Below are 22,072 nucleotides of genomic sequence, written 5' to 3' on the forward strand. Positions count from 1 at the left end.
GGTGTGTTTCAGGCTAGTGTATGTGACGCGGGCCTCAGGTCAAGCCCTGATGCCCGAACCGTGATCCGCCCGATGACGAGAGGACAGCCGTGCCGGTCAGCATCCGCGATGTCGCCCTGCGCGCGGGGGTGTCCGTGGGGACGGTCTCGAACGTCCTGAATCGGCCGGAAGAGGTATCGAGCGACTCCGTCGCCCGCGTGAGCCGCGCCATCGAGGAACTCGGCTATGTGCGCAACGACGCCGCCCGCAAACTGCGCGCCGGTGTCAGCACCACCGTCGGCTTCGTCGTGCTCGACGGCCAGAACCCGTTCTACAGCGACGTGGTCCGCGGCGCCGAGGACGAGGCATCCAGCCACGGCATCGCGATCCTCTACGGCAACACCGACGAAGACCCGTCGCGCGAGAAGGTGTACCTCGACCTCTTCCGGGAGCAGCAGGTGCGCGGCCTGCTGATCGCCCCCTACGGCGACGTCATGACGCAGCTGCGCCGGTTCCGGGCGAGCGGCATCGCCACGGTCCTCGTCGACCGGTTCAGCGCCGACAGCGGGTTCTCCTCGGTCTCGGTCGACAGCGTGGCGGGCGGTCGACTCGCGGTCGAGCACCTCATCGAGGCCGGCCGACGCCGCATCGCCTTCGTCGGCGGCCCCTTCGACATGCGGCAGGTCACCGATCGACTCGCGGGTGCCCGTGCTGCGGCCGAGAACGCCGCCGTCCACGTCGACCTCGAGGTCGTGCCGACGGCGGCCATGACCGTGGCGGAGGGCGCAGCGGCCGGAGCGCGGCTGCTCACCCGTCCCCGCCGGGAGTGGCCGGATGCGCTGTTCGCCTCGAACGACCTGCTCGCGCTCGGCCTGCTGCAGTCCCTGGTCTCCGGCGGTCGCGTGCTCGTCCCCGGCGAGATCGCCCTGATCGGCTTCGACGACATCCCGTTCGCGTCAGCAGCGGCCGTGCCGCTGTCGTCCATCCGCCAGCCCAGTCGGATGATCGGACGGACAGCCTTGCGGATCGTGCTCGAAGAGGCAGCCGATCCGGAGAGCATCCCCCGGCAGACCGTCTTCCCCCCGGAGCTGATCGTGCGGCGCTCCACCACCGGCTGACGGCGGGAGCGGGAGAGCCGAGCCCGGTCGCGTGCGGAACGGACTCGGCTCCCAGTCGAGAGGCCAGCCGCCGGTCAGCCCGCGGTGGGGGCTTCGGCGTTCGCAGCGGAGATCAACTGCTCGATCTGCTCGAACGACACCGGCAGACCCGGGAAACCGGCGAGGCGCCCGATCGGGAACGATGCCATCATCTTCTGCATCGCCTCGTCGTTGGGCATCATGGAGGCGCCGGCCGCGTCGCCACCGGCCCCGCCCAGCATCCCGCCCATCGCCTGCTGCACGATCGGACCGGCGACCGGATGTGCGAGGAGGTCGCCCACGGACGAGTTCATGGTGAGTTCCTGACGCACCTCGTCGCCGGAGACGTCGACGGTCGCGGTCGCGCGGATGTCGCGGCTCGACGCGGCGACGTCGACCGTGTAGGCGCCGCCTTCGACGACCCAGCGGTCGACGCGGATGTCCCAGTACGCGAGGTCTTCGCGCCGCACGACCAGTTCGACCGTGCGGGTCTCTCCCGCGGCGAGCAGGACCGAGGCGAACGCCTTGAGCTCGCGGGGGGCGCGCTGCACGATCGATGTGGTCGGGGCGACGTAGACCTGCACGACCTCCCTGCCGTCGCGGTCGCCCGAGTTCGTGACGTCGACGCGCACGAGCACGTCGCCGTCGCTGCGGACCTCGGCGGTCGCCGCCCCGTAGTCGAAGGTCGTGTACGACAGGCCGTGACCGAACGGGAAGGTCACCTCGAGGCCCTTCGCGTCGTACCAGCGGTAGCCGACCAGCAGGCCCTCTCCGTAGCGGACGTGGCCGAACTCGCCGGGGAAGTTCCCGAACGAGGGGTTGTCCTCCAGGCGCACCGGCACCGTCTCGGTGAGCTTCCCGGACGGGTTGACCGCACCGTAGAGCACATCGGCGACAGCACCGCCGCCGGCCTGCCCGAGCAGCCAGCCCTCGACGATAGCGGGCACCCGCTCCGCGAAGGGCAAGGCGACGACTCCACCGTTGGAGAGCACGACGACGACGCGGGGGTTCGCCTCGAGCACCGCGTCCAGCACCGCGAGCTGCTCGGCGGGCAGGTCGATGTGGTCGCGGTCGAAGCCCTCCGACTCCTCCGCCGCGGGGAGACCGAGGAACAGCACGACCACGTCCGCCGCCGTCGCGACCTCGACCGCCTCGGCCCGCAGATCGTCCGCGGAGCGTCCGGACGCGGCGATCGCCCCACCCTCGACCGCGAAGCCGGGAGCGTGGCTGACGTTCTCGCCGCCGACAGCCCGCATCTCCTCGAGCGCCGTGTCGACACGCGTCGGGTTGATCAGCGAAGAGCCCGCTCCCTGGAACCGCGGCTCGGTGGCGAACGCACCGATCACGGCGACCTTCCGATCGCCGGCGAGCGGCAGCAGTGCACCGTCGTTCTTCAGCAGCACGATGGACCGACCAGCGGCCTCCCTGGCGAGCGCGTGGTGGGCGTCGACGTCCAGAGGCCCGGCAACGGCAGGACGCCGGCCTGCCTTGCGCACGAGGTCGATCGCACGACCGGCCGCGGTGTCGAGCACGCTCTCGGCGAGTTCGCCCGCACGCACGGCTGCGACGAGCTGCGCATCCGTCCGGCCGCCGGAGGAGGGCATCTCCAGGTCGAGTCCTGCGGCGACGCCGGCGACGCGGTCGTTCACGGCTCCCCAGTCGGAGACGACGAGGCCGTCGAAGCCCCAGTCGTCACGCAGCACGCTGGTGAGCAGCCAGGGGTCCTCGGAGGTCCAGACGCCGTTGAGCTTGTTGTACGAGCACATGACCGTCCATGGCGAGGCGTCCTTCACGACGCGCTCGAATCCGCGCAGGTAGATCTCCCGCAGCGGACGCGGGTCGACGTCGGAGCTCGCGCGCATGCGGTCGAACTCCTGGTTGTTCGCGGCGAAGTGCTTGAGCGAGGTGCCGACGCCCTGCGACTGGATGCCGCGGACGGACGCGGCTCCGAGCACGCCCGACACGATCGGGTCCTCGGAGAAGTACTCGAAGTTGCGGCCGCACAGCGGCGAGCGCTTGATGTTGATGCCGGGTCCGAGCACGACGGCGACGTCCTCGATGGCGGCCTCCACGCCGATCGCGGCGCCCACGCGCTCGATGATCTCCGGATCCCACGATGAGCCGATGCCGACCGCGGGCGGGAAGCAGGTCGCCGGCACGCTGGAGGCGAGGCCGAGGTGGTCGGTGGCGCCGGACTGCTTGCGGAGTCCGTGCGGGCCGTCGGTCATCATCACCGAGGGGATGCCGACGCGGTCGATCGCCTTCGTGGTCCAGAAGTCCGCGCCGCTGGTGAGCGCCGCCTTCTCCTCGAGGGTGAGGTCGGAAGCCGAGTTCTCGGTCATGGTGGTCCTTTCGCGGGCGACGTCGATGTCCTTGCGAAAACCATATGCTCTTCAGTATTAGATTTCAAACAGCATTCAGGATTAGTCTCGGAGCATGGCACGACGGGGTTCGTACGCGAAGGGCGTGGCGCGACGGGAGGAGATCCTCGAGAGCGCGCTCGACGTGATCGGACGCAAGGGCTATCAGAACGCCTCGCTCAAGGAGATCGCCGAGGTCGTCGGTGTGACCCCCGCTGCCCTCCTGCACTACTTCGGCTCGAAGGAGGAGCTCTTCACGGAGGTCCTCCGCAAGCGCGACGAGCACGACGGGCTGGATCCCTCCGCCCTCAGCGCGGACGATGCCCGAGGCGCCTTCCTCGACGTGATCCGGCACAACACCGAGGTCCCCGGACTCGTCGCCCTGTTCTCGCGGCTCGCGGTCGATGCAGCGGACCCGGCGCATCCCGCCCACCCGTACTTCCTCGACCGCAGTGCACGCCTCCGCGAGTCCATCGCCGACAACTTCGGCGGTGAGCAGCAGCCCTCCGCGCTCGACCCCGACACCCTCGCCCGCGTGATCCAGGCCGTGTCCGACGGACTCCAGCTGCAGTGGATGATCGATCCGACGGTCGACATGCCCGGCATCATGGCCGCCCTGATCGACGCCCTGCTCCCCCCGACGGCACCCGGGCCCTAGCTCTCCGGCACCCTCTTCCGTCCACTCGGGGGACACTTGTCGGGCGGATGTCCGGATGTCGGGCGATTGCCCCGGATCCGGTCCTGCATCCGCCCGCCCGCCCGACATCCGTGCGGGCGGACCGACGCCGCGCACTACCCCTTCACGGCACCGCCGAGACCTGCCGAGCGCAGGAACACCGACTGGAAGACGAGGAACATCGCGATCGGGATGAGAGTCGCGATCGCCAGCGCCGCCAGGAACACATCCAGTTCGGTCTGCGATTGCACGGCGGGAAGCCGCACCGACAGCGGCTGCACCGCGGGGTCAGGCAGCACCAGCATGGGCCACAGATAGTCCTTCCACGCGGCGATGATCGCGAAGACCGAGACCACCCCGAGGATCGGCTTCGACATCGGCAGCACGATCGACCAGAACAGCCGGAAGGGCCCGGCGCCGTCCGTACGCGCGGCCTCGAACACCTCGCGCGGCAGGCTGTCGAAGAACCGCTTCACCAGCAGGATGTTGAAGGCGTTCGCGCCCATCGGCAGCCACACCGCGAGGTAGTTGTTGAGCAGACTCACATCGCCCGGCAACGGCGGCCGGACGATCGTCAGGTACAGCGGCACCAGCAGCACGATCCCGGGGATGAACAGCGTCGCCAGCACCAGCGCGTTGAGGATGGGCGCGTAAGTCGGGCGCAGCACCGAGAGCGCATAGCCCGCCGTCGTCGCGATGAACAGCTGCACGAACCAGGCCCCGAGCGCGATGATCACCGTGTTGAGGAAGTACTGGTCGATGTGGATGTCGTTCCACGCGGTCGAGAGGTTCTCCCAGTCCATGCCGTTCGGCCACAGCGCGAACGGCTGCTGCAGGGTGTCCTGCGTCGGCGTGATCGCCGACTTCGCGAGCCACAGGATGGGACCGAGTCCGGCGACGACCAGCCCGACGGCGAGGAACACGTGGGTGAGCGTCATCCCGATGCGGATGCCGGGCCGCCGACGTTCGGAGTCGGAGATGACCGTGCGATCACCCGCGCTGTCGGCGGCGTTCTCTGCGGCCTTCTCTGCAGCGCGTGTCGACAGGCGGGTGGTGAGGCTCACGTCGTGCTCCAACGGTCGGTCAGCTTGAAGTACAGCCAGGAGAGGAGGGCGAGGACGATCGCCAGCAGCACCGAGACGGCCGTGGCCTCGCCGTAGTCGCCGCCCAGGCTGTTCCGGAAGGCCTTGTCGTAGATGTACAGCAGCACGGTCTTGGTCGCTCCCGCAGGGCCGCCGCCGGTGAACAGGAACGGCTCGAGGAAGACCTGAGCGGTCGCGATCACCTGCAGGATCAGCATGATGAAGAGGATGCCGCGCAGCTGCGGCAGGGTGACGTGCCAGACCTTCTTCCAGATCCCGGCACCGTCGACCTCGGCCGCGTCGTAGAGCTCCGGTGGCACGCCCAGGAGTGCCGCGAGGTAGATGATGATCGATCCCCCGGCTCCGGCCCAGGTGGCCTCGAGCACGAGCGAGGGCATCGCCTGCACGGCGTCCTGGATCCACGGCTGCGGAGGGATGCCCACGAACCCGAGCACGGTGTTGAACACACCGGACGGGTCGGCACTGTAGAAGAACTTCCACAGCAGCACGGCCACCACCGGCGGGATGACGACCGGGAGGTAGGCGAGCGCGGAGTAGATGCCCTTGCCGCGGCGCACCTCGCTCATGAGCACGGCCATCAGCAGCGGCAGCGGGAACCCGAAGAGCAGGGCGAGCACGGCGAACCACAGCGTGTTGATCACGGCGCGACCGAGTTCGGGGTCGCCGATCACGGCGAGGTAGTTGTCGAACCCGACCCACTCGGAGACGATCAGGTTGGTCTTCTGCAGGCTCATGACCACCGACTGCACGATCGGCGACCACGAGAAGAACACGAACACGAACAGCATCGGGAGCACGAACAGGAGGTTCGCGAGCCCGCCGCCGCGGAACCAGGTGAGGGGTGAGCGGCGGCGGGAGCGGCGCACAGCGGGCGGCGGAGAATCCTCCACCGCCGCCCGCTGCTCGGGGAGCGTCATCGTCATGAAGGTCTACTCGTCGAGCTTCGCCTGCGCATCGCTCTGCGCCTGAGCCAGGAGAGCGTCGATGTCGGCGTTCTGGTCGGTCAGGACCTTCTGCACCACGGTGTCGAGCAGGGCATAGACCTCCTGCGTCTTGACCTTCGGCTCCCCCACCGGCGTCTGATCCCAGATGCGGTCGCTGAACGGCGCCATCTGGTCGACCGGCACGTTGATGTAGTCGGCGATCCACTCCTGCGACTCGTCGTACAGCTCCCGGCTGAGCACCGGCAGCAGCGGGGTTCCGACGGCCTGACCCGACTCGTTCAGGGTCTTCGCGTCGAGCACCGCGGCATCCTTGTCCATGAGCTTCTGCATGTAGTACCAGTCGATCCAGGTCACTGCGGCTTCCTTGGTCGCGTCATCGACCGTGGGGCTGATCACGGCGATGTCACCGCCGCCGAGCGTGCCGGGATCGTCGCCTTCCATGGGCACGACGGTCATGCCGTAGATGTCCGAGTCCATGCCGAAGTCGCGCACGAGAGCGGTGTAGATGTCGGAGCCGGAGGTGTACATGCCGATGTTGCCCGCGGCGAACTCCTGGTTGATGGTCCCCCAGTCGAGGTCGACCTTCGAGCCGAAGGCGTTGTCCTCCCACTTCACGTCGTGCAGGAACTGGAGGGAGGTTTTGGTCGCGTCGTTGTCGATCGTCGACTCGGCGGTGCCGTCCCCGTTGTCGGTCTGCGTGCGACCACCACGGGCCACGGTCTGCGACGTGAGCTGCCATCCACCGGTGTTGTTGATCGCCATCTGCGCGTAGCCGGCCTTGCCGGTGGCGTCCGTGATCTTCTTGGCGGCCTCGCGGATCTCGTCCCACGTCTCCGGAGGGCTGTCGGGGTCGAGCCCCGCCTGCTCGAACAGGTCGCGGTTGTAGTGCAGTGCTGCGGCGTAGGCCTGCCGCGGGAAGCCGTAGATCTTGCCGTCGGCGCCGGTGACCCCGTCGAGGATGATGGGGTTGAACTTGTCCGTGTATCCGAGCTCTTCGATCGCGTCGGTCACATCCATCAGCTGCCCGTTCTCGAGCAACGTCTTGGAGTCGGTGAACGGCACGGTGAAGACGTCGGGCAGGCTTCCCCCGGCGAGCTGCACGGCGAATGTGGGGCCTTCCCACTCGTACTCGACACCGATGATGTCGATGTCGGGGTGCTCCTTCTCGAACTGCTTCTCCTGGGCGGCGAACGCATCGTACGCGGCCGCATCCGCCCCGGGCGGGAACGTCGCGACGCGCAGCTCGAGGCGTCCGTCGGCGCCGTCCCCGTCGCCGGCGGACGTGCAGCCGGCAAGGGCGCCGACCGTCGCGAGCACGGCGATGCCGGCGGCCATGGCCTTCGTTGGTGACTTCATTGTCTGTCCTTCCATGTGGTGCTGAACGGGTGGTGCAGGATCACGACGGCGCTCACTGCGAGCGCGCGGGGGTGGCCCGCAGAGCGAGCCAGGCTGTGGAGTCGGGCGGGAGCACGCCGTCGAGCGGCGCACTGGAGAGGAGGACCTCATGGTGTGCAGGCAGCGGCACGGCGATCGCCCCGAGGTTGGTGACGCTGAGCGTGCCGTCACCACGGCGGAAGGCGAGGACGTCGGCGCCCAGTTCGAGCCACTCCAGGTCGGCGCCGGCGAAGTCGTCGATCCGGCGGCGCAGGGCGATGGCCCGACGGTAGAGGTTGAGCATCGAAGCAGGATCCGCGTCCTGCGCCTCGACCGTGAGCGCGGCCCAGTCGTCGGGCTGGGGAAGCCAGGGGGTGCCGCCGAAGCCGTAGGGACTCGCCGCCCCCGTCCAGGGCAGGGGCACGCGACAGCCGTCCCGCCCCGGGTCGACCCCGCCGGAGCGGAAGTGCATGGGGTCTTCGATCGCGTCGAGCGGCAGCTCCACCTCGGGCAGACCGAGTTCGTCTCCCTGGTAGATGTAGAGGCTGCCCGGCAGGGCCGCGACGAGCAGCGCAGCGGCGCGGGCTCGCCGTGCGCCGCGAGCCGGGTCGGTCGGGGTGCCGAAGCGCTTGCGCTCGAACGCGAACGAGGAATCCGCCTGCCCGTAGCGCGTGACCGGACGCGTGACGTCGTGGTTCGAGAGCACCCACGTCGCCGGGGCACCGACCGGCGCATGCTCCGCGAGGGTGCGGGTGATGGAATCGCGCATGGCACGCGCGCTCCACGGCTGCGTCATGAAGCCGAAGTTGAAGGCGGTGTGCATCTCCCCCGGCCGCAGGTACCGGGCGAATCGCTCGGCATCCTCGAGCCACACCTCGCCCACGAGCACCCGCTCCCCGTCGTACTCGTCGGCGACCGCACGCCACTCGCGATAGATGTCGTGCAGCTCGTCACGGTCGGTGTGCGGATGGTCCACCGTGGGCGCCGAGCCGGCGGGGAGGTCGGGAAGGGCGGGGTCCTTGACGGGAAGAGCCGCCGAGTCGATCCGCACACCCGCGACCCCGCGGTCGAACCAGAACCGCAGGACGTCTTCGTGCTCACGCCGCACATCGGGGTGGTTCCAATTCAGGTCCGGCTGCTCGGGGGTGAACAGGTGCAGGTACCACTCGCCGTCGCTGCCGTCGGGGTTCCTGGTACGCGACCAGGTCTCGCCCTGGAAGCTCGACACCCAGTTCGTCGGGATGACGTCTCCGTGCTCCCCGCGGCCGGGGTGGAACCAGAACCGTTCCCGCTCCGGACTGCCTGGACCGGCCGCCAGCGCTCGCTGGAACCACTCGTGCTGATCCGAGATGTGGTTGGGCACGATGTCGACGATCGTTCGGATGCCCAGTGCGAGCGCCTCCGCGATCAGCTGCTCGGCTTCCTCCAGGGAGCCGAAACGGGGATCGATGCGGCGGTAGTCCTGCACGTCGTACCCGCCGTCGGCGAGGGGGCTCAGATACCACGGGGTGAACCAGAGCGCGTCCACCCCGAGGCTCTTCAAGTACGGGAGCCTCGAGCGGACACCGGCGAGATCGCCGATGCCGTCGCCGTTTCCGTCCGCGAAGCTGCGCACATACACCTGATAGATCACGGCCGTCCGCCACCAGCCGTCGCCGACGGGCATAGTCAGCGTGCGGGCGGGTGCCGCCGTGCGCAGAACGTCAGTGTTCACGGAACTCCTCGTCGTCGGTGGCGATGAGTCGAATGTAGCTTTCCTAACCACTTAACGCAAGAAGTAAACGAAATGTCGTAAATTTACGATGTCTTGCGGGCGCAGCAATCGGCGCCCCCTCAGGGGCCTGGGGTCAGACGGGCAGGGGCCCCGTGGAGGCGCGCAGCACCAGTTCGGGCTCGAAGAGGAGCTCGTCGCCCGGCTGAGCCGTGCCGGCGATCTGAGCGAGCAGGAGGGCGATCACGGCTCGCCCCATCGACTCGATCGGCTGCCGGACCGTGGTCAGCGGCGGCTCGGTGCAGCTCATCAGCGCGGAGTCGTCGAATCCGACGATGCTCACGTCACCCGGCACCGACAGTCCGACACGCCGGGCCGCACGCACCGCCCCGAGCGCCATCGGGTCGCTCGCGCACACGATCGCCGTCGCACCGGCGGCGAACAGTCGCGAAGCCCCCGCCTGGCCGGACTCGAGGGAGTACATGCCGCGCACGACGAGCTCGTCCGCCAGCGGTGCTCCGAGCGATTCGAGCAGACGTCGCGCCGATTCGAGCTTGCGGCGGGACGGGATGTGATCCTCCGGCCCGAGCAGCAGGCCGATCTTCCGATGCCCGAGCTGGTGCACGTGCAACACCGCCTGTTCCGCGGCGGCGGCATCATCGGTCGAGACCGTGGCGAACGGCAGCTCCGGCACACGGGCGTTGACGAGCACGGTCGGGAGGTTCACCTGGCGCAGGCGCTCGTAGTGCTGGTGCGCGGCGTCCGCCTGCGTGTAGTTCCCCCCGAGGAAGATGACACCGGACACCTGCTGCGCGAGGAGCAGGTCGACGTAGTCCGACTCCGTCACACCTCCGGCGTTCTGCGTGCAGAGCAGCGGCGTGTACCCGTTCTGGGTGAGCGCTCCGCCGACGATCTCGGCGAATGCGGGGAAGATCGGATTCTGCAGCTCGGGCAGCACCAGGCCCACGAGGCGGGCGCGCTCTCCGCGCAGCTTCGTCGGCCGCTCGTAGCCGAGGACGTCGAGTGCGGTGAGGACCGCTTGGCGCGTGGCGTCCGAGACCCCCGGCTTCTCGTTGAGCACACGACTGACCGTCGCCTCACTCACTCCGACCTTGCGGGCCACCTCGGCGAGTCGCTTCGACATGCAGTCAGTGTACGCAAGCCCTTGCAAGAGTGCGCAAAGGACTTGCGTGGAGTCGCGGGATCCTCAGCGGACGTTGCCGTTGGAGCAGGTTTCCTGAGCGGCCGAGTTGCCCTTGATCGAGTCGGGGAGCGCCACGACGTTGTCGGGGGTCGCCGCGGGATCGGGCGTCGCCGACGGGTCGACCGGCGTCTCCTCGACGGGCGTCGTCGGCTCCTGCACCACCACGCCGTCGTTGCTGTTGTTCTGGTGGGTGATCTGCAGCTGGGCGTTCTGCTCGATCGCCTCCCAGAGCGCGGTCGCCGCCTGGTAGTTCGGCACCACCTTGTTCGGGTTCGCGGAGTCCGCACCCGTCGGGTACTGCACGAAGACGATGTCCTCGAACGGGACCGACTTCACCGCCAGGGCGATCTGGACCAGCGTCATCGGGTTGTTCGCGAGGGAGGTGCTGGCCTCGAGGTTGTTCAGAGCGGTGTTGGCCAGCTTGAGCATGACGGGCACGTTGCCGAGCACCTCGCCGCTGATCATCTTGCGGGCCAGGCTCGACATGTACTGCTGCTGGTTGCCGATGCGTCCCAGATCGCTGCCGTCCCCGACGCCGTGACGGGTGCGCAGGAACTGCAGCGCCTGCAGCCCCTCGACCGTGTGCGTTCCGGCGGCCATGTCCAGGCCCGTGTAGCGGTCCTTGATGGGGTTGGCGAGGCAGACGTCGACACCGCCGATGGCGTTGGTGATCTCGATCACACCGCCGAAGGTCACGGATGCCGCGAACTGCACCTCCTGGTCGGTGAGCTCGGAGATGGTCTTGACGACGCAGTTCAGGCCGCCGTCCGTGTAGGCGACGTTGAGCGGCTGCTTGCTCATCGCCGAGTGGGTGTTGCCGTCCTCGTCCACGCACTCCGGGATGGGGAGCATCAGGTCGCGGGGGAAGCTGACCACGGTGATGCGACGCGGCTCCTGCGAGACGTGCACCAGCAGGTTCACATCGTTGAGCGTGCCCTCGGCGTCGCTGCCGGTGCAGCGGTCGCCGAAGAGCTCCGCGTACTTCTCCTCGCAGGTGTCCACACCCGTGAGCACCAGGTTGAACCCGCCCTCGTACTCGCCGATGTCCGGCGGCACGGCCTCCTGGCCTTCGAGCTCGACGGCGTTCGCGGAAACCGTGCTGGAGAGGTCGTAGAAGACGTACGCGCCGACGCCGAGACCGCTGACGAGGACGACCGCGAGACCGATCGCGATGAACTTCAACAGCTGGCTGACGGTGCTGGGGCTCTCCAGCTGACCGTGCCGGGCGATGGTGCGGCGGCGCCGGGGGTTCTCGCTCACTCGGGCCCTTTCGGATTCAGCATCGGTGCGGGGGCACCGTGCTCAGCATGCGGAGGGTGTGGGATTCGAACCCACGAGACATCTCTGCCCACTGGTTTTCAAGACCAGCTCCATCGGCCGCTCGGACAACCCTCCCGACAGACGCCGTCTGTCGACCAGGCGTGAGTCTAGCCGAGTTCTATTCTCCCGTGCTGACCTGGGCGGGCGCTGGAAGCGTGTCCAGAGCCTGCGCGAGTCCGCCGTCCACGACATCGGCGGTCACCTCGCCCGCCGCGTCCTTCACCTCGGAGGGCGCCTGCCCCATGGCCACTGCACGACCGCCGAGGGAGAGCGCCCAGCCGAACATGCCGATGTCGTTGCGTCCGTCTCCGGCGACGAGGATGCGCTCCGGGGCGAGCCCGAGCTCGGTGCGCACCTGCTCCAGGGCCGTGCCCTTGTCGACACCCTGGGGGGCGATGTCGAGCCATGCGGTCCAGCCGATGGCGTAGGAGACCTCGTTCAGACCGGCGTCGGCGACGAGGCGGTGGAAGTCGTCCTCGTCGTGGCCGGGCGAGACGACAACGATGCGCGAGACCGGGAGCGCGCCCAGCTCCTCGAAGTCGACCTGGCGGCCGCCGTCGAGCGTCCAGTCGTCGAGCTGCTCCGTGAACAGGCGCTGCCCCGAGGCGAGCTCGACCATGTATCTGGCGTCCGGCAGCCGGTCGCGCAGCAGGGAGAGGACGGGCGTCGGATCGAACGTCTCCACCTTCCAGCGCTCCCACTCATCGCCGGATCGACGCATCGTGACGGCGCCGTTGGAGCACACGACGTAGTCGGCGGTCAGGCCCAGCTCCTCGACGTAGCGGCGCGTCGCCATCCAGCTGCGCCCGGTCGCGATCGTCACGAGGTGACCGGCATCCCGGACGCGGCCGATGGCCTCCGGCACGCCGGGGCTCATCGTCTCGTCCTGCAACAGGATCGTGCCGTCGACGTCGAGCCCGATCAGCCAGGAGTCCGTCACCGGGCTGCCCGCCCCTCGGTCAGCGGGCGGATCACATCCAGCCCGCCGAGGTAGGGACGGAGGATCTCGGGCACGCGTACCGAGCCGTCGGCCTGCTGGTGCGTCTCGAGCAGCGCGACGATCCAACGCGTCGTGGCGAGCGTGCCGTTCAGCGTGGCGACGTGCTGCGTCTTGGCGGTCCCCTGTGCAGCGTCGGCGGCATCGACCGTCGGGCGGTACCGCACGTCCAGACGGCGCGCCTGGAAGGTCGTGCAGTTCGAGGTCGAGGTGAGCTCGCGGAACGCGCCCTGCGTCGGAACCCAGGCCTCGATGTCGTACTTGCGGGCGGCGCTCGAACCGAGGTCTCCCGCTGCCACGTCGATCACGCGGTACGCGAGGCCCAGGGAGGTCAGCATCTCCTCCTGCAGCGCGACGAGACGCAGGTGCTCCGCCTCGGCGTCTTCGGCGGTCGTGTAGACGAACATCTCGAGCTTGTTGAACTGGTGCACCCGGATGATGCCGCGGGTGTCCTTGCCGTGCGAGCCGGCCTCGCGACGGTAGCAGGTCGACCAGCCCGCGTAGCGGAGCGCGCCGTCGGCAAGGTCGACGATCTCGTCCTTGTGATACCCGGCGAGCGCGACCTCGCTGGTTCCGACGAGGTACAGGTCGTCGTCCTTGTCGAGGTGGTAGACCTCATCGGCGTGCTCGCCCAGGAAACCGGTGCCCTGCATGATCTCCGGCCGCACGAGCGTGGGCGTGATCAGCGGGACGAAGCCGTTCTGGAGCGCCTTGTCGAGGGCCAGGTTCATGAGGGCGATCTCGAGGCGCGCCCCGATCCCGCGCAGGAAGTAGAAGCGGGCGCCGGAGACCTTCGCCCCGCGCTCCATGTCGATCGCACCGAGCATCTCGCCGAGTTCGAGGTGATCGCGCGGCTCGAAATCGAACGCCGGCACGTCGCCCACACGGCGGAGTTCGACGAAATCCGCCTCTCCGCCGGCAGGAACGCCGTCGATCACGACGTTCTCGATCCGCGCGAGCGCGACGGACGCCGCCTCGGCTGCTTCGTTGGCGGCGTGCTGGGCCTGCTTGACGCGTTCGGCGAGGTCTTTCGCCTGCGCCACGAGCGCGGCCTTCTCCTCCTTGGGCGCCTTCGCGACCTGCTTGCCGAACGCGTTCTGCTCGGCGCGCAGCTCCTCGAACGCGACGAGCGCGGCGCGGCGCGATCGATCGGCCTCGAGTGCGACGTCGACGGTGCTCTGGTCGTTTCCACGAGCAGCCTGCGAACGGCGGACGATCTCCGGATTGTCGCGGAGGAGTGCGAGGTCGATCATCCGTCAAGTCTACGGTGAACGCCCCGACGTGCAGGATGGGGAGCCCGACGCGGATGGCGGTTTAGAGTAGCGCCATGACCACGAGCGCACCCGTCCAGCGACAGGCGGCGCTCGTCTACAACCCCATCAAGGTCGACGGCAAGAACCTGCGAGCCCGTGTGCGCGACCTCTCGCGTGAAGCCGGGTGGGAGCATCCGGCCTTCTACCCGACGACGGTCGAGGATGCCGGGCAGCTCGCCACGGCGCAGGCTCTCGAGCGCGGGGTGGATGTCGTCCTCGTGGCGGGCGGCGACGGCACGGTTCGTGCGGTGTCGGAGGCGATCGCCGGCACGGGAGTGCCGCTCGCGATCCTGCCGAGCGGCACCGGCAATCTCCTGGCCCGCAACCTCGGGCTGCCGCTCGGCGATCCGGACGAGATGATCCGCGCCGCCCTCGGGGACTTCCGGCATCCGATCGACATCGGCTGGGCGCGCATCACGCGCGAGGACGGCACGGAATCCGAGCACGCGTTCGTGGTGCTCGCCGGCATCGGCCTGGATGCGGACATGATCGCGAACACCCGATCCGATCTGAAGAAGTCCGTCGGGTGGATCGCCTACGTGGACGGAGCCGCGCGATCCCTGCCGAGGGCGAAGCCGTTCCGCACGGTCTACCAGATCGATGAGGGCCGGCTGCACACGCATCGGGCGTACAGCGTGCTCTTCGCCAACTGCGGCACGCTGCCCGCGGGCATCGCGCTGATTCCCGAGGCCTCGATCACGGATGCCGCGCTCGACATCGCCGTCATCCAGCCCACCGGGGTGTTGGGCTGGGTCGCGGTGTGGCGGAAGATCTGGTGGGACAACTCCGTCCTCCGACGGTTCCGCGCAGGCCGACGCGTGCTGGAGCGCCGCGGCCGGAACGCGTCCGTGCACTACTTCCGCGGGACCGCGGCCGAGGCCGCGGTGCCCGAGTCGACTCCCGTCGAGCTCGACGGCGATGAGTTCGGCTCCGCGGTGCGCATCACCTGCTGGGCTGACCCCGGCGCGCTGCTGCTGGCGTTGCCGAGCGGCCACCCCGTCGCGATGATCTGAGCGAGCGGTGCCCTCTCTGCCGGCGGCGGTCTTGTGATGTCTATCGGGGCTTTCGTGCTCGTCGTCCTCGTCCTGATGAATCTGATCTGGGCCAACGCCTGCGAACGGTGAACCCGGCGGCCGGTCCCGCACGGTGAGCCCGGGAAGAGCAAGAGCGCGCTTCAGGTCCGGATCATCCTCGTCTACGAGAGTCGCGGTGTGCCAGGGGTGAATGGCTCATCCCTGGCTTCTCGTGCATGGCTCGCATCCCCGTTGGACTCCGCTCACACCCGCACCATTCCCGGCCGCGGGTTCGCCGCATCGGCTACTCACGGAACTGAAGCTCGCGATACAGACGCGTCTCCGGACAGATCACTCCGATGCCCGCAGCACAAGAGCACTGACGCTCTGTTCCACCTGTTCGGCTCCCGCTTCAATCCTCAGCGGTGCACTCGGCACTTGAACCAGCAGAAGAGAGGTCACGAAATGCAAAACCCGTCGAAGCTTGCGATCGGCGCGGCCATCGTCGCCGCTGGGATCCTAGGAGTGGCGACACCGTCCACGGCAGCGACCCCACTCAGCTCTCAAGCCGCGATGGCGTCCGCGGCCAAGATCGTGCCAGCGGCGCCCTGCATTGGAGGGATCGAGTACTGGCAGACCAGTAGCTGGAACCCCTTCCAGGGGGCGCAGTACTACGCGCACGCGCGCAATTGCACATCGACCAGCAAAAGGATGCAGTTTTCCTATAGGCAGGGCGGATACATGAGCTGCGAAACACTAAAGCCGCACGCGACGCTGATTCGACAGTCCAACTTCGAGTTCAACGGGATCCGCCACAACTGCTAGTCAGCGAGCACGGAGCGCTCCGTGCTCGTTTCCAGATCTCGACTCAGTGCCTCCCCTGCATCACCTGTTAGGGAGGCAGTGAGTGTTTTCAGCTTGCGGTCGATAGCCTGAAGAGCGGATGGAGGGTCGATCGATGGGGGTTTATGTCGAACCTGGGTAGAAGCAGCGCCCTCCTTGGCGTCGGAACGATGGCTTCCCGACTCACTGGGCTTCTCCGAACCGTCGTGTTGGTCGGCCTCATCGGGTCGAATGCTTCAGCGGTCGCGGATGCGTTCTTTGTCGCCAACCAGCTTCCCAACAGCATCTTCGGCATCATCTCCGTTGGCATCCTGACTGCCGTCGTCGTCCCGCAAATCGTCAAGGCGACAGCGGACAGCGACGGTGGGAACGCCTTCATCTCTAAGATGTTCAGCCTGGGAACCACTGTTCTGGTGTTAGCAACGGGTGCAGCCATGGTGCTCGCACCCTGGCTCGTGGCTTTGCAATTACGTCCCGACAATCCTCAACAAATCGCTCTCGCAACAGCGTTTGCATACTGGTGCCTCCCGCAAATCCTGTTCTACGGCCTGTATGCGTTGCTGGGCGAGACCCTTAACGCGCGGCGGATCTTCGGGCCCTTCACATGGGCACCGGTTGCCAACAACATCATCTCGATCGTCGGCTTCCTCCTTATGGGCGCACTCTTCGGCCAGGACCTCACCAACGTCGCGGTGTGGACTCCCGAAATGATCGCCTGGCTCGGAGGAGTGTCAACTTTGGGAATCGCGGTCCAGGCCGCCGTCCTACTCCTGTTCTGGCGTGCGACCGGAATTGCGTTGCGGATCGACTTCAGGTGGCGTGGTGCCGGGTTGGGCAACCTCGGCCGAGTTGCAGGCTGGACGCTGCTGATGGCGCTCTCGAGCTTGGCCGCCGGCTTCTATCAGAGTTGGGTTGCGAATGAAGCCTCCGGTCAAGGTGCCGCCGCCGCTGTCATGAGCAACGCCTGGCTCGTATTCATGCTCCCCTACTCGATGATCGTTTACTCGATCGGGACGCCCTACTTCACGCAGATCGCTGAGCACGCCTCCGCCCGCCGCACAGCGGAGGTTCGTCGGGATATCTCGCGGAGCATCCGTGTGCTGGGCTTCTTCATCACCGGGGCACTTGCAGCAACCACCGCCGCGGCCATCCCGGCGTCACGTGTATTCACGAACACCCCCGCCGACTCGATCGACGCCGCGATTGTCCTTCTCTGCTACCTGATCGGGTTGCTTCCTCTCGCGATCTTGTTCATCGTCCAACGGACGTTCTATGCCTACGGCGACACGCGTACGCCGTTCCTCTTCACATTGCTCCAAGGCGTCATCGTCGTTGCGACAACCTCCATGGCGGCAGCGCTCAATGCGGCAGGAATCCTACCAACGGCCCTCCTTGCTGCAGCTGTTGCTCTAGGGCAATCAGCGGCTAGCACGCTCCAAACAGTTGTTGCAATCGCCCTCCTTCGCAGACGCATGGGCCACCTTGGAGCGCGAACTTGGCTGCTCTCCCTGGTCCGCTGCATGGTGGCAGCCGTGCCGTCGACTTTCGCCGGTGTTGGTCTCTTCGTTCTTCTCGGCGGAGTGGACGGGTGGATGGTGAGCGACAAGCTGCTGGGTGCGCTGGGCTCACTCGCTATCGGCGGCGTTGTCCTGCTCGTCTACGTCGGCGTGCTGGCACTCATCCGCGTCCCGGAGATCCACATCGCAACGTCCGTTCTCCGTCGAAAGCTATTCAAATCGGCGTCAGAACGTGAACGGCCCGTTTCCTGAGCTCGCGCTACCAGTATTCCGTGACGTTCCCGCGGTTGTCACCGGTGATCATCAAGAATCGGAGTGTGACGCCCGAACGAGCACACAGTCGAGTAGCAAGACACATCGCTGCCTGGCTTCGATGGATGCGTGAGTCCAGGGGATTCTCCCAGGAGCGCCTCGCACACGACTCCGATATGGCTGTCTCAACGTATGGCCTTCTCGAGCGCGCATTCGCGCGCGGGCAGTGGGCGAACCCGACGCTGAAGTCCCTCTTGCGCGTTATCGCGACGCTGAACGCGACGGAGCAGGAGCTGGCAGTCCTCTTGACAAACCCGACTCTCGTAGGGCCCTATTCAAAACCTATGGAGCTGTGGGAAAGCGACGCCCTGACTGCGGATGGGTGCCCCCGATGTCAACAGGCGCGCCCCACACATGAGCATCAGGTAGATACTTCGAGGCCCCGGTACCGGGACCAGGGAAAGAACTCCGACCAGTGATCCCCGTTGTGTGAAGTCGCATAGGTGCGACTGGGTCGCCCCCTAACCACTCTTCCGGCGACCGGTCCAACACCTCTGGCTGAGCGAGCGGCGCCCTCCGGGTCAGCGGACCTCGACCGTTCCGTCGAGCCCCCCGCCGACCAACGTCAGGGTGAAGGTCTTGTCGTCGTCGACCGTGTCGTCGCCGAACGCGAGGATGGTCGCGCGGGGCACCATGTCCATGGTGCAGACCTGATTCCCGTCGGTCGCAAAGGTCACCGTCCCGGCGTCGCCGGCCCCCTCCACCGACTCGACGACCGGAAGGCAGGTCGACGACCCCCAGGTCAGCAGCACGAGGCCGCTGTCGTCGAACCACCCCGCGGAAGGCAGGTACTCGGTGGGCGTGCCCGGTGTGCCGGAGGCGTCCGGGTCGCCGTCGAGGTCGACGTCGTCCGTCATGTCGCCGTACGTGATGCGGAGTTCGATGTCCTTCGTCGGATCGACACCCTCCGGAAGGGCCCCGATGCTGGCACGCGGGGCGAGGTCGGCGGTGCACGCCTTCTCGGTGGCGCCGTCGCCTTCGGGCTCGACGAGCGTCGCCGTCACGGTCTGCCCCTCCGCGGTGACCTGATCGACCTGCGGCACGCACGTCGACGATCCCCACGTGACGACCGCGAACATGCGTCCGTCGTCGAGCAGCGCACCCTCGATGTCGTCGTGGTCCTCGCCGCTGCCGGCATTGCCGGGTCCGCTCGACGGATCCGAGGTCGAGTGCGGTGCGGCTCCACCGGGGCCGCCGGTGCAACCGGCGAGGAGGAGGACGGCCACGAGGGCGGAGGACGCGGCGACGGCGAGCCTGGTGGGGGTCATTCCCTCAGGCTACTCGCGCCGCGGAACCGCGGGTAGCCCGCCCGCCCGCCTACTGCAGCGCGGAGGTGAGGCGAGCCAGGTTGTCGAGGACCGTCGAGCGCAGCGGCTGCTCCATCCACTCCTCCAGCGTCAGCTCACGGCTGAGCGAGCGGTACTTGTCCTCGACCTCGCGCATCTCGTCGACGAACTCCTCGCCGCGCACGAGCATCGACACCTCGAGGTTGAGACCGAACGAGCGCATGTCCATGTTGCTCGAGCCGATGACGGCGACCTCGTCGTCGATCGTCAGCGTCTTGGTGTGCAGGATGTAGGGCTTGCGGTACATCCAGATGCGCACGCCCGCCTTGAGCAGCACCTCGTAGTAGCTGCGCTGGGCGTGGTAGACCATCGCCTGGTCGCCCTCTTCGGAGACGAAGAGCTCGACATGGACTCCCCGGTCTACGGCGGCGGTGACGGCGAGCAGCAGAGCCTCGTCCGGGACGAAGTAGGGGCTCACGATCATGATCTTCTTCTTCGCCGCGTACAGCAGCGCGAGGAAGAGGCGAAGGTTGTTCTCGACCTCGAACCCGGGACCGGACGGCACCACCTGACAGTCGAGGTCACCGGAACCGATGTTGGCGTGCGCGATGTCGATCTCCTCGAGCACGACATCCGTCTCGCTGTACCAGTCGCTGAGGAAGATCGCGTTGACGCTGAGCACGACCGGTCCGTCGAGGCGCACCATGAGGTCGACCCAGTGCAGACCGCGCTTGATGTTCTTCTTCAGGTTGTAGGTCGAGTCGGTGATGTTCTGCGAACCGAGGAACGCGACCACACCGTCGACGACGAGCAGCTTGCGGTGGTTGCGCAGGTCGGGGCGCTGCATCTTCCCCTTGAGCGGCTGCACCGGGAGCATGAGGTGCCAGTCGGCGCCCATCGCGTTTAGTCGCGCGATCGTCTGCCGGTAGCGCGGCTTGCCCCTGTTCGCCCAGTGGTCGAGCAGCACGCGCACTTCGACTCCGCGCGCCGAGACCTCCTCCAGAGCGCGGAAGAAGTTGTCGGTGGAGTCGTCCGACTGCAGGATGTAGAACTCGACGTGCACGTACTGCTGGGCCGTGCGGATGGCCTCGGCCATCTCGTCGAGCGACTCCTGATAGTCCGAGATCAGGTGCGCGCCGTTGTCACCGGAGAGCGGCAGGGCACCGAGCCTCTGGTTCATCTGCACGATCGGGCCGAACCAGGCGGGGGCGTTCGGGCGCAGGGTGCCGAAGTGCAGGTGCTCGCTCGTCTCGGCGATGTACTCGTTGATCTGGTCCTGCTTCCGTCGACGCGCGCGTGGGAGGCGCGGATTGCCGATCACCAGGAAGAGGAACACTCCGACGAAGGGGATGAAGAACACGGCGAGCAGCCATGCCATCGCCGCCGTGGGGCGACGGTTGCGTGGGATCACGATGATGGCCGTGACACGGATGATGATGTCGAGCACCAGGAGGAAGGCGGCGATCCACCAGCCCCAGGTCTCCGCAGTCATCGTGCTCCCTCGCCACCGCAGTGACCATCACGTCCGAGGCGCACCGAGCACGGTGCGCTGGCTTCACAGTAGCCGATGGGTCGGACTCAGACGCGCGGCGGCAGGCCGCGTGCGGCGCGCTCCTCGGCCTCGATCTGCGCGTGCACCTTGCGCTCGGTGCGATCGAACCGGAGGATGCCGCGGACCACGACGAAGAACACGATGCTCACCCCGACGGTCGGCAGAAGCGACCATGCCACGGCGACCCAGATGTTCTCCATCCCTCCATCGTACGCGAGCGACTCTTCGTGCACATTCGCGCGTTCCCAGGATCTGCGTCCACAAGCATCCGTTCCGCCGTCGCCGCGCGTGCGATTCGACGACACTCTCGGGATGACAACCGTTCTCCACGCCACCGATTCCGCCGCCTTCCTCGGCATCGTCCCCTCGCTCGCCGGTTTCACACCGCGGGAGAGCGTCGTGCTGCTGCCCTTCCACGGCAGCCGCACCGACGGAGCGATGCGCCTCGACCTCCCCGACGACGACATCGACCTGGACGCGTACGCCGATGCGGCCGTCGGCCTCACGGCGCGCGTGCCGGAGACCGACGCCATCGCGGTGGTCGTGTACACCGACCGGGAAGCGCATCCCACGCGCGACGGTCTCGTCCTCCCGTATGCGGTCGTCGTCGATGAAGTGCTGGGCTGCGCCGAAGACGCCGGACTCCGCATCGTCGACGCGCTGTGCGTCACTCCCTCGGGCTGGGCGAGCTTCCTCGAGGCCGAACCGCAGCTGCATGCGCTCGAGCACATCCGCCCGCTCCCCTCCGCCGCCGGCGATGACGTCCGCGGCGACCAGTCGGCGGGGGTGGACCTTCCGGAGGTCGACTTCGCGGAGAAGGAACGCGTGGGAAGGGCGGCCGTCGAGCTCGCAGCCGTTCTCGACGCGAGCGCGACAGGGCGTGTGAGCGGCCGCGAGAACCCGCAGCTCATCGCCGCGCTCGTGCTGCTGGAGGACATCCCGGTCTTCTTCGAATCCGCTCTCGCGGCTCCCGATGACCTTCCGCCGTTCGCGACGGCGGCACTGCTGTGGTGTCTCGACCGGCCGTTCCTGCGTGACGTCGCGATCGCGCAGTGGGCGACTGATCTCTCCGGTGGAGTCCGCACACTGGGGGCGCAGACGGCGTTCGCCCACGCGGGTCGTGCATTCCCCGACGACCTGGGCCGGGTCTTCCTCGGACAGGGCGCGATGCCGGACACCGAGCGACTGCGCGACGCGCTCGCCGTCGTCCGTGGCGCAGCTGCCCGCGCACCACGATCCTCCCGACCCGCACCGCTCACGGTCGCCGCATGGCTGGCCTGGGCACTCGGCCGGGCCACTCACGCGGGACGCTACCTCGAGATGGCACGGGAGATCGACCCGGACTACTCGCTGGCGGTGCTTCTGGAAGCCCTGATCGGCAACGCCGCGCTTCCGGAATGGGTGTTCCGACGGGGGCAGCGGCGGTGACGAG

Annotated in this window: 18 protein-coding genes and 1 tRNA gene; 6 read left to right on the forward strand and 13 right to left on the reverse strand. The window is 67.7% G+C overall.

Going from position 1 to position 22,072, the window contains the following annotated elements; translation table 11 throughout:
• Nucleotides 1–89: 89 nt before the first annotated feature.
• Nucleotides 90–1,097, forward strand: coding sequence for a LacI family DNA-binding transcriptional regulator (locus tag F6A08_RS15515; protein WP_151459945.1), 1,008 nt, complete (start codon nucleotides 90–92; stop codon nucleotides 1,095–1,097).
• 74 nt (nucleotides 1,098–1,171) lie between these two features.
• Here F6A08_RS15515 and F6A08_RS15520 read toward each other — a convergent pair whose 3' ends face one another.
• The gene (locus F6A08_RS15520; protein WP_151459946.1) at nucleotides 1,172–3,457 is read right to left on the reverse strand and encodes a glycoside hydrolase family 3 C-terminal domain-containing protein; all 2,286 of its coding nucleotides are present in this window, start codon (nucleotides 3,455–3,457) and stop codon (nucleotides 1,172–1,174) included.
• A gap of 94 nt (nucleotides 3,458–3,551) precedes the next feature.
• Here F6A08_RS15520 and F6A08_RS15525 point away from each other — a divergent pair, with 94 nt between their 5' ends.
• Entirely contained in the window at nucleotides 3,552–4,133 is a 582-nt protein-coding gene (locus F6A08_RS15525) for a TetR/AcrR family transcriptional regulator (RefSeq protein ID WP_124894834.1), read from the forward strand.
• A gap of 134 nt (nucleotides 4,134–4,267) precedes the next feature.
• Here F6A08_RS15525 and F6A08_RS15530 read toward each other — a convergent pair whose 3' ends face one another.
• The 9 genes from F6A08_RS15530 to serS all read right to left on the reverse strand — a co-directional run bounded on the left by F6A08_RS15530 (nucleotide 4,268) and on the right by serS (nucleotide 14,057).
• Nucleotides 4,268–5,215, reverse strand: a complete 948-nt coding sequence (locus F6A08_RS15530; protein WP_151459947.1) for a carbohydrate ABC transporter permease — start codon at nucleotides 5,213–5,215, stop codon at nucleotides 4,268–4,270.
• Nucleotides 5,212–6,177, reverse strand: coding sequence for a carbohydrate ABC transporter permease (locus tag F6A08_RS15535; RefSeq protein WP_192576794.1), 966 nt, complete (start codon nucleotides 6,175–6,177; stop codon nucleotides 5,212–5,214). The genes F6A08_RS15530 and F6A08_RS15535 overlap by 4 nt, the downstream gene beginning before the upstream one ends.
• Before the next feature lie 6 nt (nucleotides 6,178–6,183).
• The gene (locus tag F6A08_RS15540; RefSeq protein ID WP_151459948.1) at nucleotides 6,184–7,554 is read right to left on the reverse strand and encodes an ABC transporter substrate-binding protein; all 1,371 of its coding nucleotides are present in this window, start codon (nucleotides 7,552–7,554) and stop codon (nucleotides 6,184–6,186) included.
• A 52-nt stretch (nucleotides 7,555–7,606) separates the two neighbouring features.
• Nucleotides 7,607–9,238, reverse strand: coding sequence for a glycoside hydrolase family 13 protein (locus F6A08_RS15545; protein WP_192576814.1), 1,632 nt, complete (start codon nucleotides 9,236–9,238; stop codon nucleotides 7,607–7,609).
• A gap of 181 nt (nucleotides 9,239–9,419) precedes the next feature.
• On the reverse strand, nucleotides 9,420–10,427 hold the full coding sequence (locus tag F6A08_RS15550; protein ID WP_151459950.1) for a LacI family DNA-binding transcriptional regulator: 1,008 nt from the start codon (nucleotides 10,425–10,427) through the stop codon (nucleotides 9,420–9,422).
• 63 nt (nucleotides 10,428–10,490) lie between these two features.
• Nucleotides 10,491–11,747, reverse strand: a complete 1,257-nt coding sequence (locus F6A08_RS15555; protein ID WP_151459951.1) for an LCP family protein — start codon at nucleotides 11,745–11,747, stop codon at nucleotides 10,491–10,493.
• Between the two features lie 50 nt (nucleotides 11,748–11,797).
• A tRNA-Ser gene (locus tag F6A08_RS15560) sits at nucleotides 11,798–11,882 on the reverse strand.
• A gap of 43 nt (nucleotides 11,883–11,925) precedes the next feature.
• Entirely contained in the window at nucleotides 11,926–12,747 is an 822-nt protein-coding gene (locus F6A08_RS15565; RefSeq protein WP_017204692.1) for an HAD family hydrolase, read from the reverse strand.
• Entirely contained in the window at nucleotides 12,744–14,057 is a 1,314-nt protein-coding gene (serS, locus tag F6A08_RS15570; RefSeq protein ID WP_151459952.1) for a serine--tRNA ligase, read from the reverse strand. Before serS ends, F6A08_RS15565 begins: the two co-directional genes overlap by 4 nt.
• A gap of 74 nt (nucleotides 14,058–14,131) precedes the next feature.
• Here serS and F6A08_RS15575 point away from each other — a divergent pair, with 74 nt between their 5' ends.
• The 3 genes from F6A08_RS15575 to murJ all read left to right on the forward strand — a co-directional run bounded on the left by F6A08_RS15575 (nucleotide 14,132) and on the right by murJ (nucleotide 17,742).
• A complete protein-coding gene (locus tag F6A08_RS15575) occupies nucleotides 14,132–15,130 on the forward strand; it encodes a diacylglycerol/lipid kinase family protein (RefSeq protein WP_151459953.1) in 999 nt (332 codons plus the stop codon).
• Nucleotides 15,131–15,568: 438 nt separating this feature from the next.
• A complete protein-coding gene (locus tag F6A08_RS17710) occupies nucleotides 15,569–15,955 on the forward strand; it encodes a hypothetical protein (protein ID WP_192576795.1) in 387 nt (128 codons plus the stop codon).
• 188 nt (nucleotides 15,956–16,143) lie between these two features.
• The gene (gene murJ, locus F6A08_RS15580) at nucleotides 16,144–17,742 is read left to right on the forward strand and encodes a murein biosynthesis integral membrane protein MurJ (protein WP_225855864.1); all 1,599 of its coding nucleotides are present in this window, start codon (nucleotides 16,144–16,146) and stop codon (nucleotides 17,740–17,742) included.
• Nucleotides 17,743–18,323: 581 nt separating this feature from the next.
• Here the strand turns inward: murJ and F6A08_RS15585 are convergent.
• The 3 genes from F6A08_RS15585 to F6A08_RS17715 form a co-directional block, all read right to left on the reverse strand.
• Entirely contained in the window at nucleotides 18,324–19,070 is a 747-nt protein-coding gene (locus F6A08_RS15585; protein WP_151459955.1) for a hypothetical protein, read from the reverse strand.
• A gap of 49 nt (nucleotides 19,071–19,119) precedes the next feature.
• Nucleotides 19,120–20,580, reverse strand: a complete 1,461-nt coding sequence (cls, locus tag F6A08_RS15590) for a cardiolipin synthase (RefSeq protein WP_017204688.1) — start codon at nucleotides 20,578–20,580, stop codon at nucleotides 19,120–19,122.
• A gap of 86 nt (nucleotides 20,581–20,666) precedes the next feature.
• Complete coding sequence (locus tag F6A08_RS17715) at nucleotides 20,667–20,840, reverse strand: hypothetical protein (protein ID WP_017204687.1); 174 nt, start codon at nucleotides 20,838–20,840, stop codon at nucleotides 20,667–20,669.
• A 112-nt stretch (nucleotides 20,841–20,952) separates the two neighbouring features.
• Here F6A08_RS17715 and F6A08_RS15595 point away from each other — a divergent pair, with 112 nt between their 5' ends.
• Entirely contained in the window at nucleotides 20,953–22,068 is a 1,116-nt protein-coding gene (locus F6A08_RS15595) for a DUF4192 family protein (protein WP_151459956.1), read from the forward strand.
• The last annotated feature ends 4 nt before the right edge of the window (nucleotides 22,069–22,072 follow it).

It is taken from the genome of Microbacterium algeriense, assembly GCF_008868005.1.
GTDB lineage: Bacteria > Actinomycetota > Actinomycetes > Actinomycetales > Microbacteriaceae > Microbacterium > Microbacterium algeriense.